The organism is Treponema sp. OMZ 305 (assembly GCF_024181325.1).
Taxonomy (GTDB): Bacteria; Spirochaetota; Spirochaetia; order Treponematales; family Treponemataceae; genus Treponema.
This window is the reverse complement of sequence record NZ_CP051300.1, coordinates 919,448-930,841: the sequence shown is the minus strand read 5'-3', so window position 1 is coordinate 930,841 and position 11,394 is coordinate 919,448. Positions and strand designations below refer to the sequence as shown.

At 44.6% G+C, this 11,394-nt stretch carries 11 protein-coding genes; 4 read left to right on the top strand and 7 right to left on the bottom strand.

The features are described 5' to 3' along the window. Positions 1–118 precede the first annotated feature (118 nt). A complete protein-coding gene (locus ABK01_RS04135) occupies positions 119–835 on the bottom strand; it encodes a 5'-methylthioadenosine/adenosylhomocysteine nucleosidase (protein ID WP_253676337.1) in 717 nt (238 codons plus the stop codon). A 301-nt stretch (positions 836–1,136) separates the two neighbouring features. Between ABK01_RS04135 and ABK01_RS04130 the strand changes: the two genes are divergently transcribed. Beyond that, a complete protein-coding gene (locus ABK01_RS04130; protein WP_212566186.1) occupies positions 1,137–2,321 on the top strand; it encodes a coiled-coil domain-containing protein in 1,185 nt (394 codons plus the stop codon). Here ABK01_RS04130 and ABK01_RS04125 read toward each other — a convergent pair. From ABK01_RS04125 to asnA, 4 genes are all read right to left on the bottom strand, one after another. Beyond that, entirely contained in the window at positions 2,303–2,902 is a 600-nt protein-coding gene (locus ABK01_RS04125; RefSeq protein ID WP_230974593.1) for a hypothetical protein, read from the bottom strand. The genes ABK01_RS04130 and ABK01_RS04125 overlap by 19 nt on opposite strands. 82 nt (positions 2,903–2,984) lie before the next feature. Beyond that, a complete protein-coding gene (gene thiI / locus ABK01_RS04120; RefSeq protein WP_253676336.1) occupies positions 2,985–4,160 on the bottom strand; it encodes a tRNA uracil 4-sulfurtransferase ThiI in 1,176 nt (391 codons plus the stop codon). Positions 4,161–4,205: 45 nt separating this feature from the next. After that, positions 4,206–5,546 carry a hexokinase family protein gene (locus ABK01_RS04115; RefSeq protein WP_253676585.1) on the bottom strand — a complete coding sequence of 447 codons (1,341 nt, stop codon included), beginning with the start codon at positions 5,544–5,546 and terminating at the stop codon, positions 4,206–4,208. A gap of 105 nt (positions 5,547–5,651) precedes the next feature. Continuing rightward, on the bottom strand, positions 5,652–6,689 hold the full coding sequence (asnA, locus tag ABK01_RS04110) for an aspartate--ammonia ligase (protein WP_253676335.1): 1,038 nt from the start codon (positions 6,687–6,689) through the stop codon (positions 5,652–5,654). A 198-nt stretch (positions 6,690–6,887) separates the two neighbouring features. Here asnA and ABK01_RS11795 point away from each other — a divergent pair, with 198 nt between their 5' ends. After that, entirely contained in the window at positions 6,888–7,013 is a 126-nt protein-coding gene (locus tag ABK01_RS11795; protein WP_371922021.1) for a transposase, read from the top strand. Positions 7,014–7,139: 126 nt separating this feature from the next. Here ABK01_RS11795 and ABK01_RS04105 read toward each other — a convergent pair whose 3' ends face one another. Further along, on the bottom strand, positions 7,140–8,219 hold the full coding sequence (locus ABK01_RS04105) for an NAD(P)-dependent oxidoreductase (RefSeq protein ID WP_253676334.1): 1,080 nt from the start codon (positions 8,217–8,219) through the stop codon (positions 7,140–7,142). A gap of 2 nt (positions 8,220–8,221) precedes the next feature. Beyond that, on the bottom strand, positions 8,222–9,577 hold the full coding sequence (locus ABK01_RS04100; RefSeq protein WP_253676333.1) for a sodium/glutamate symporter: 1,356 nt from the start codon (positions 9,575–9,577) through the stop codon (positions 8,222–8,224). A 110-nt stretch (positions 9,578–9,687) separates the two neighbouring features. Between ABK01_RS04100 and ABK01_RS04095 the strand changes: the two genes are divergently transcribed. Then, on the top strand, positions 9,688–9,999 hold the full coding sequence (locus ABK01_RS04095; RefSeq protein WP_253676332.1) for a helix-turn-helix domain-containing protein: 312 nt from the start codon (positions 9,688–9,690) through the stop codon (positions 9,997–9,999). Positions 10,000–10,346: 347 nt separating this feature from the next. After that, positions 10,347–11,036: a DUF2715 domain-containing protein gene (locus ABK01_RS04090; RefSeq protein WP_253676331.1), complete on the top strand. Its 690-nt coding sequence runs from the start codon at positions 10,347–10,349 to the stop codon at positions 11,034–11,036. Positions 11,037–11,394 lie beyond the last annotated feature (358 nt).

The following is an 11,394-nucleotide window of genomic DNA, read 5'->3' as shown; positions in this document are numbered from 1 at the left end:
AGATTACTAAATACTCTGTAATGATATACTGATAATCCTATGCTTTGTCAAGCAAAAGCTTAAAGCCTGTCAAAGCAACGCCATATAACGCCGTAGATGCCCCGCATATTTGCAAAAGTTATAGTAGGGAGAGCGTATGTAATACCAGCATGGCAGAAATACGGGATGCCTCTTTTGAAAACTGCTGATATGAGATTGCGGCAGGTTCTCCCGCATTGTCGGAAATACAACGCAATATCACAAAGGGAATGGCATTCATTACGCAGGTTTGAGCAACCGCAGCGCCCTCCATTTCAACACAATCAGCCTTAAACGTCGAGATAATCTCCTGCTTTACCGCAGGATTAACAATAAAGCGGTCACCCGAAGCGATGCGTCCTGCAATCATCTTGTCGGTATGTGCAAATTCTGCTGCATGGTTATTTTTCAGCTGCGTAAAGGTTTTCATTAAAACCGTGCGTAGGGCGTCGTCTGCTTTCCAAAACGGAGACGATGTACCGGCGACTTGCCCTTTCGCATAGCCGAATACCGAAACATCCACATCATGCTGTACCGCATCGGTCGAAACGACCAAGTCGAATACATGCAGCGCATCGTTTAAACCTCCGGCAGTACCGGTGTTGATAATTATTTCCGCATGAAATTCCGAAATCAGCAACTGTGTACAAATCGCTGCATTCACTTTACCGATGCCGCCGCATACGCTGATAACCGTATGGATACCGTGCGCCGCTTCATAAAACACGAGTCCGGCTCTTTCGATTTTTCGTCCTTGTAGACTTTGCCGAATGTTTTCCAGCTCCTGCTGTTCCGCTGCAAATATACCTATCCTCATCTTTCTATCCTTTATATCTATATATCAGGGTAATCGCATCAGACTGTGTTTTAGCCCCTCATAAGAATGTATCGGAATTAAAAAAAATGTACTAGAGAAACATGGGCGGTCTCAAAAGTTGGTTACTTTTTCGACATCCCCAGTATTTTCCTCGTGCATACTTCAACAGTTTATTCGTGCGGCGGGCTTGTAAACATCTTATTTTGTTTGTAACGCAGGATATAGTATTTTTTACGATAAACGTATATATTAATAGTGTTCTCTTATCTTATATTCACGGGATGAACAAAGGCGGTTTTGTATGGATAATCTGAAGAAAAATTTAGCGGACAGAAAAAAAGAGCGAGAAAATTTACAAACAATGCTTAATTCATTGTACAGAGAATGCGGCGAAGCCCAATTCGAATATGTTTTACAGCGTAAAGAAACGACGCCACACATCGACGAACAAGATTTTGAAGCGTGGAAAATGCTAAGAGAATCCCGCCGAAAGGATTCGGATACTATTTTGAGCATTAAGACGGCACAATCGCGGCAAAATGAATTAAAAGTTTTTTCTAAAGAAGTTGATAAACTATTACATGAACAGCAGCGTGCATATCAGAAAGCACGGAATGATTTTATTTTACTGTTCTTTCAAGCCTATCAAAATAATTCGGTCCCGCAAATTGTACACATTACCCAATCGATTGAGCCACTTAAAGAGTCTATCGAGAAGGTACAGCAAGAAAAACAAGCGCTCGAACAGCAAAAAACCGAGGCACATTTTTTTAAAAAGCTGACATTGAGTCCACAGTTGCTGTCTTTAAAAAATAAATTGACCAGCCTGCAAAAGAAAATGAATGAACAAATTATTGCGGCAGGAGAGGAGTCTCTCACGGATGATGTTATAAAAGAAGTACGCGGCGCATCCTTTCCGGAACAGCTTGAAACAGCATATCTTGCCTTACAAGCAATCGTTTCAAAACAAGATGAGATGGAAGACAGAAAGGAAACACTAAATGCCGAGCAGAAAAAACTTGAAGAAACATTCACGGAATGCGGTGTCACCGATACCCCTCAGAAACGGATCAATATTCTGACGGACATCATAAAAAATACGGATGAAAAAATTGAGGAAGCCGAAAGACGGCAAGGCTCACAATATAGCGATATCTTTTATACCGAGATAGGCACGAGCACCGCCGAATCCCTTACCGGCGTACCGGAACTGTTTAAACCGTATTTAGATGCTATTGCGGAGTATCGTGTAAAGCTTGGAAAAAATGCAATCGACATCGAATATATCGAAAACGAACTCGCCCTTGCCGGTGAGGTACATAAAATAGAAACATTACAAAAAGCGATCGCCGGATACAAAGACGGCATTGCACAGTACGAAAAGCTCATCGAAACCGCTGAACGGGATATTGCACGCGAAGAAGAAATAAAACTGGGGCTTGAGGAACGAAATAATGAGCTGAAACCTCAAGGTTCGGCGGACTGAGGCAAAATTCGACTGATAGGTGCGAATGCCCATTTTTTCGGTTTAAAGAAGCCTTGAGCGTATACGGCGCCGAAGCCGGATTCATACAGATGGATTTTTCGTATCTGCTTTGTAATGTTCCATTTTTTTATATACATACCGTAAGATTCCAGAAAATTGAGCGGCTGCATCTTAGTAAAACCGCATCGAGTATCATACGCAGCCGTTGCAATCTCAATGTAGACGCTGTAAGGAGCCTCAAGCTCCATTTCAAGCGGATTTTGATTTTTAGTAAAACAAGCCCCGACCTGAACACTCACGATAGTATCTATCGGTAAAAGCTGCTCGACAGGATATCCACCATAACTAAACGATGCTCGTGCGTTACGGAGAGTTTCTCCCGATATTTCAAGCCGCTTATTATTCGCCGCAAGATAACGGTACATACAATCGATCAGTTCAAATAAGTTTATGCCTGTCTCTGCCGCTACGTCGAGTATGAGTTGTATATCATCAGTGTTTGTATAGTAGACACGGTTCTCCCTCATCGGTATAGCTGAAACTACTTTTTCAATAATAGGATAGGCTTCATCAGCGCTCATCCCCACTACGTGCAACGAAGAGAAAATCAAAAAATATAACACAGGTAATAATTTTTTATGCATTATCAATAAAACCCTTTCTTTACGGCAGAACCCATGCTATTTTTTTTGTTTCACGCTGTTCGAAGGCTTCCATCAGCAGCGGCTCTATGCCTATACGCGCATAGATCTCTTCGGCATCTTTCTGCCGTGTATGCAGCACCGGATGCTTGGGCGAAAACAGCACGCAGCAATCCTCATAGGGCAGTATGGAAGTTTGATAGGTGCCGATATCAACCGCATACCGTATGATTTCTTCCTTGTCCATACCGATAAGCGGACGCAGAATCGGAAGTTTTGCACAGCTGTCGGTAATCGTAAGGTTCTCGATTGTTTGGCTTGCCACCTGCGCAAGGCTTTCTCCCGTAACCAAACACTGGGCATTAACCTTTTCAGCCAGCATTTCGGCGGTGTGCATCATACACATACGGAGCAGGAGCGTCAAATAGGGTTCCGGCACCGTCCGCTTTAAGTGTTGCTGTACCTTGGTAAACGACACAACGGTAAGGTACCCGCCGAGTCCGTAACGAGCTAAAATACCGGCTAAGGTTTCTACCTTTTGCTGAGCTTCCGGTGATGTATACGGATGGGAGTGAAAATACACGTAATCGACTTTCATACCGCGGAAAAGCATTTTGTATCCGGCAACGGGGGAGTCGATTCCGCCCGAGAGCAGCAGCAGCGCCCGTCCCGAACAGCCGCAGGGAAGCCCCCTCCTGCCGGTATGTTCGACACCGTAAATGAACGCTTGCTTTTCGCGCACCTCGATGCTGATAACCGCGTCGGGGTTATGCACATCGACGGTTAAAATTCCCGCCGTATGAATAGTGCCGCCTACTTCCCGCGCAATGTCATACGAAGTGAGGGGAAATTGCTTATCGGCGCGGCGGGCTTCAATTTTAAAGGTGCGTGCGCCTTGCGTCTGCAATGCTTTAGCTTCGGCAACAGCCGTTTCGGAGATAGCTCCGAGCGTTTTATCCGCCGGTTTTGCTTGCGCCCAGCTCGTAATACCGAAAAGGTGATTTAGAGCCGCTTCTACCCGCAGCTGCAAGGCCTCATCAGCCCGTACATACATCCGCCCGGCGCGTACCTGTACGTTCGGCACCGCTCCGTCAAAATAGCTTCTGAAGTTTTGCGCAAGCCGCCGCTCAAAATCCTTTAGGTTCCCTTTTTTAAGATTGATTTCTCCGATTTTTGCCAGATAAAAAAGCTCCGCCATGTGAGTTTCGTTAAACCTCCGTTACATTGTTACATTATTACATTGCTAAATTGTGCCCGCGATGGCGGTGCCGAACGTAATTGCATGATCGAGGGACACCACCTCAAAATAAATGCCGCGGTTTTGCGTCAACGCCGTATAGAGGTGCGCAAGGACGGCATCGTGTAACCGGTGCGTTTTTAAAAACGTTGTACCCTCTGCAAGGATACAAACCGGCAGCGCAGGATTTTTCCCCTTGCCTGTTTTAATGACAGCCGCCGCGATATTCCCCGCAGCGAGCCGCGCCGTGCGCATAATCAGTGCATCCAATATCCGGTAGAGAACCTCGCGGTCTTCTTCCGTGCCGCCGACTAACGGAAGTCCGAGTGGAGTTTGGTCGGAATACGGTGCCTGCAAAAAGCGGTTCACCTCGATGAGCGGAAGGTCGGCAATGGAAGCAAAAGCCTTTTTAACGCCGACGGAAAAAAGATTGTCCGCAGCGGCTGCCCGTATCATCACCGAAGCGACCGATCCGAGGTAGGCGCCGGAGCACATCTTTTCAAACCAAAACATCTGCGGCTGGTCGGTCTTTTTTGCAAACGCTTCGTCAAAATCGCTGCGCGGCTGTTTGTTCGACTTTCCCGACTCACAGACGACAATCTGTGCGGGCAAGGCGACCGTACCGGCGCTGTTCGCCGCAATTTTTGGGATATTCTGATATTCGATATACGCGGCGTTCATGCCGGTTCCGAGGATAAAGCCTATATACGAATCGTATTTTTTCCCGCCGACAGCGGTTGATGCCCCTGCGAGGAGCGCCGCAACCGTATCGTTTAACAGCACAATGCGTTTCAGTTTATTCCAGCCCCGCTGCATCAGCGCCGTCTCCAGATTTTGACCGACTAATGAGCCGATCACTTCGGGCGCTTTGATTTCCTTAGAAAATTGCAGCACTTCGCCGTCGCCTGCCGGAGTAATTTTCATCGCATACGAAAAGCAAAACGCGATAGAATCCGCGGCGTTCTTTAAATGATCTAAATAAGAGGCGATGGTGTCAAAAAATTCCGCTTTGGAGTATTCCCGATCGGTTGCCGGCATCGGCTTCCGCTCAGGCAGACTGATAGACGGGATACTGTTTTCGTCAAAGGTAACCAAGCATGAGCGGAAATTGGTTCCGCCCGCATCGATAACGATAACCGAAGTATTCTTTGGCGGCTGTTGAGGCGGCATAAACCACGTAGGAATCATATCCAGAGCCGGCCCTGTACCGGCGGGAATGCTCGGATCCCGTTTCAGCCCTTCTTCCATGTCATACAGCAGCGTATCGATAACCGTATTGACCGCAGGACCTTCCGCATCAAAATTATGCCGTCCGAAAAACGCAGCGACCGAATGCCGAATATCCATTGTAATGCCTCCCGATAAATTCATGGGGATGTCTCAAAAGTTGGTTACTTTTTCGACATCCCCAAGCATCTCTAAAAACTAACCGAGTTTTTAGAGATGCCCATTCTATAATAACAGAATACTTCGTCCCGCACACTGAGCCCGCATATCGTCGGGCCATACCGAAACCTGTGTTTCACCGATATGGGCTTTCCGCAAAAAGAACATACAGAGCCGCGACTGCCCGATTCCCCCGCCGATGGTTTGAGGCAGCTCTCCGTTCAGCAGCTTTGTATGAAAAAACAGCGATGCCCGTTCCATGCAGTTGCGGGCGGCAAGCTGTTCCCTCATCGTTTGAGGACTTACCCTGATTCCCATCGACGAGAGTTCAAGCACATCTTTCAACACGGGATTCCATACCAACAAGTCTCCATTTAATCCATGCCGTCCGCTGCCGGTTGCGGTAATCCAGTCGTCATAGTCGGGCGCCCTGCCGTCGTGCGGTACTCCGTTCGCAAGCGGTGCGCCGATACCGATTAAAAAAACAGCGCCGTATTGTTGAGCGCACTTCCGCTCCCATTCCTTTCCGGAAAGATTGGGATACTGCGCATAGAGATCTTCTGCATGGATAAAGGTGATATGTTTCGGCAGAATCGGCTCGATTGCCGAATAGTTATCATAGATAAAAAACTCGGTACACTTTAAGCAATCATATATTTTTTCTACGGTTGCCTTCAGGAAATCGAGCGTTCGGTCGGTCTCCTCCATCGCAAGCTCCCAATCCCACTGATCGACATACAGCGAATGAATATTATCGAGTTCCTCATCGGCTCGGATCGCATTCATATCGGTATAAATACCGAAGCCGGACTGTAATCCCATTTCCGCTATTTTAACTCGCTTCCACTTTGCAAGCGAGTGTACAATCTCAAGCTCCTGCTCGTTCATATCCTTTACCGGAAAATGCACTGCCCGTTCCGTACCGTTCAAATCATCGTTCAAGCCCTTTCCTCTGGGTACAAAGAGCGGCGCTGTAACGCGGGTTAAGTTCAAACGGGTCGATAAAGTGAGCTGAAAAAAGTTTTTGATCCGGACGATAGCCTGTTCCGTTTCTTTACCGGTTAAAACCGGACGGTAGTGTTCGGGGATATAAAGATGCGGCATAAGCTCTGACTTTCCTTAATGATTTTCACATGAGATACGCCAATCTATCTTTTTTTCAGGGAAAAAACAAGGGTGTGGTTGTATCCCTTTTGTGCGGAATTGTGCTCAAAATTTCAGACGGTTTATTTTAGAAGAAGGGTAATCGTATCAAACAGATAGACAGATCAAATTCCGCAGAATGTCTGTGGGGCGGAGGTTTTGCCCGAATTGATTTTTCGGGTAGCAGAATCCGTCATTGAGGATGTTCGGCAGTGGTGCAACCGTCCGCTGGAGAAATTATACCCGATACTTTTTCTCGATGCGCTGCGAATGAATCCAAGATAGAACGGCAAAAACCTCAACAAATGACATCCTCATCGCCTGTATGGACGAACTTACGGGCACCCCCGACGCAGAGTGTCGGAGGTATTGGGCACCTCTAAAAACTCGGTTAGATTTTTAGAGGTGCCCCTATGTATAATACGGTAATTGCTCTTTAAAGTGATCTTTACCGTTATTCAACCAGAATACGACATGGTTCATTGCTTCCGCAGCTTTTGTCTTTGCAGCTATATCCGAATTGAATCCTTGATGGGGCTGTACATAGAAATTCGATTTCCTTGCCAGTGCTTCATCGATAATTTCTTTTGCTGCCAGAATATTTTCATTACGGCAACCATTAAAATCGTTTGTCCGCAAATAATCCGTTAATTCCGACTCTTGGCTGAACACATCCGCTGCGATACCGATAATCTTCCCTTCTCTATAGAGCTTCAGCAACGTTGCTTCAGGAGCAATTTCTCCTCTTGTAACATTGATAAAAATTAACGGTTTTTTTGCTTTCAAAAGATACGTTTCATCAAAGTATCCTGCATTATAAAACCTGCTATTTTTATCTTTTGTTAAATTCATTACATTGATGAGTATATCGGAATTTACAATAGCAGTATCGCGATCCGTAAAACGGCAGTCTCTATATTCTGCCATCTCCTTCAATTCATTCTCGCGAATATCAACTGCTTGAACAGTTACGCCGTTTGCCTCAAGGTCTTCATAAATTCGTTTACCGATCTTTCCGACACCGTACACGGTGGCAACCCTGTTTTTTCCCAGTTCCATAAAGGATTTGGTATTTTTTCTTTCAAAAATCTTTGTGTTATCCGAATACTCATTTAAATTGCCTGTTGTGCAATACAGGAATTTTATTGCGGTTTGTGCAACGGCATCAATGCAATATTCTCTTAAACTTGCTAAGTTAATCTGATATTGCAGGTGTTCAAAATGATCATATCCCGCACTCCGCGTAATAACACTTTTTTTAATTCCTTCATTAACATACGAATCCGGCAACTTCGAATGCGTTTTCGTCGTAATGATATCAGGTAAATCAACCGTATTTTCTTTCAGATATTCTTGGATAGTCAATGGCGTAATCAAAGAGGTAAAAGAAGCAGGCACTGTTCCTTTCTGCTGCAATTCTTCCGTTATGTTCTTTAAAAACTCCGCTTCTTTACCGAGCGCTTCAAAATGTATTATATCGTACTTCAGCATACTCATTCATCTCCTTTTGAATACTGCATCTTTCCGGGAGTCCACCATTTAAATGCCAGGGCGATAAGCGTTAACACGATAAACCCTGCCCACATAACGAATGTCGTGTACATCGGATACGCCCCGCCCATCGCAATAAAGAGCGGCGGCAGTGCCTGTAACGCAATTGCAATAGGTCTATTAAGCAAGTCCGTTATACCGGTATCTTCCAAACCTCTGGACTTTTGATCAGGGTCAACAACTCTGCTGAGCAATACACCCGTTGCAATCACGCCATTCGCTCGTCCGTAATTCATAATAGCCCGCTCAAACCAATCTTTAGACGAGCTATATTTACCGACATACAAAAACCATACAATATTAAGGATAAGGCCGAATACAAAACTGATTAAAAGCGGCCCGAAGTTTGCGGCAATAACATTGAGTTTGAGCCCGACAATGGCAGATATAACCAATAAATCCGTTGAGGTACTGCTCATTCTTTGTACGGTATATCTGTCAACATACTTGGCGGCGCCGGTTTTCTTTAAAAAGAACTGCATGATATATCCGAAGAGTAATGCGGAAACGAATACCGGAATGGAAAGCCAGCTCACTTGACGCTGCACCATACTCGAGAACCATTTACCCAACATAGTAGCGATCATAATGATTCCTATATGGAATGCGAGCGGATCCAAAGACATATTTGAAATCGTGATTTTTCCGCCGCTTTTTTGCTGACTTTCAGGAATAAGTCCCGTACGGATATATTCGGGAAGCTGCTTCGGCGATTCAACATAGTTTGTATAACCTTTCCGCGTGCCCCAGTTGATAATAATCATACCGATCACAATACCGCCGACTAATCCGACTGTAGCCGATGCGTTTGCCAAATCGAAAAATTCAGGATATCCATGCTCTTTATAAATCGCACCAACAGCAGCGGCCGTCCCGTGTCCGCCGTAAAATCCGGTTGCCATCAGCAAACCAAAACCATCGTTCAGCCCGGGCCACAATTTATTGAGTATTCCAAGCGCTAAAGCCATTCCTGCTGCATACTGCAGCATCAGGATGCCCGTATTTTGATAGAAGAAACCGCCTACGCCTTTTATCTCTTTTTTTGAGATAGGCTTATCGCCGATGGGCGTACACGCGAACACAACTGCGATAAGCACCCCTGCATACTTTGTTAATTGAGCTGAAAACGGCAATATCTGAAAACCGCTCGGCCCAAGAGCCAAGCCGATAAAACCTCCTATCAGCGAAGCCGGCATCAGTATGGACTGAAAAAACTTGACCTTAGCTCTTAAAAATTGGCCGATAAGCAGCAGTGCGCCTAAAAGTCCCGCATCGGTTACAATATCCCATAAAGACATAGATTCCTCCTCTCTTTGTTTGCATCAATATTTTGATGTTATAAATAAATATTAAACAAGATATTGATTTTGTCAAGTCTTTAACATCAAGATTATGATATTCTGCGGCTATGAGCTTTAAGGATAGGCTTAGACAAGAGATTGAATATAAAGGATTGCTCGTAAAAGAACTCTCCGCGGAAGTAGGAATCAGTAACAGTACCTTTTTGTCGTATATAGATGCGCGCGGAGTTTTACCGAACGTGGAAACAGCCGTTAAAATAGCGTCGGTACTTGGCGTTTCTGTTGAGTATTTGGTTACGGGAAAGGATCCGATTTATAATTCAAAGCATAGCGATATACAAGATATCACGCATGATCTTATAAAACTCACCCCTTATCAGATGGAAATCGTAAAAAAAATGGTACATGCACTGGTATAGCGGATTGGGAGGTGTTGTAGACGGTCTGTTATTGGTGCAGAGGCTTTAATGTTTGGATGCTCTGTGTCGAGGCCTGTTAATTTACAGGGTACTCCAAAGAGTGCCTGATGTATTTACCCTGATATACCTTTCTTCTCTCCTGATTTTGATATTTCGCAACCGCCACAAAACTTCCATTTAACTCCTTGACTTTTCATAGCAGACTATTTTCAAAAGGCAGTTCTAATGTCTTTACCCTTTTTGTTTCATTGACTGAAACCGGTAAAAGTGCCATACTCGATATGAACATTGCTAAAAGCTAACCAAGTTTTTAAAGATGCTCACACTTTTTTAGGAGGATGAACTATATGAAAAAAAGAATTTGTATTCTCTGTTTACTCACCGTATTTTCGATAGGCTTTCTTTCCGCCAAAGTAAAGATGAGCCTTGATGTAGGACCGGTCTATACCTATTTCGGTAGCCGTACAACTCACAGCAGCGAAAATAAATCTTCATGGGCAACCCATACCGGCGGTCTGAATGTCTTATTCGGTGTTGAGTTCGTTCAAAATTTCGGGGCATACGGAACCGTGAATTTTGCGTTCGGACAAAAAATTATCACGAAAAACCGTGTAGGGAACAATAACCACAAGGTAATTACTATAGACAGAGGGAACGAAGATCTGACGTATGTAATCGACAGTCAGTTTGGATTTTTCTATGTATTCCATCCCGTAAAAAAGATGGATCTTACACTCGGACTCGGTCTTGGCATCGGGGGAAGTGGGCGAAACAACACGTATACTAAGCTTTTTGTAACAACAAAAGAAGAAAAATCGCAAGTCAATATCGGCGGCGGCGTCAATCTGAATGTTTCCTATATGTTTACCAAAATGGTAGGAATCTACGGCGGCATATCCGATACGCTCTACGCTCCCGTATATACAAAAACTGTAACAAAAACCGGTAACACAAGCACTACAGCAGAAGATAAAAGTGCATCAGGGAAAATTGCACATTCGTTAAATATCAAAGCCGGTGTGCAATTCGTATTTTAAAGAACACCCCCGATGCAAAACGTTCCTATAAATTCGACGACCGCAGCCTTTATCAAAAGGCGAGGATTGGCGAATTGCCGCAGTTTTGCAATGAAATGAAAAAGTGCAATTAATAGGCGATGTTTGCGATAAGCAAACTCGTAACGTTTTTAGACAATGCCAACTGCATTGTCTAAAATAAGCCTTCGTCAAAACTATACATCCGTGTATAGTTTTGACTGCAATGGTGTGGCTCTGCCACAAAATTACTACTCTGACAGGATGTCAGTGGTTCTAAACAGTATTGAGTTTTTCTAATGAAAAACTCAATGTTCAGGAATGAACACGGACGTTCGTTCCTGAACGATGCCATCCGTGG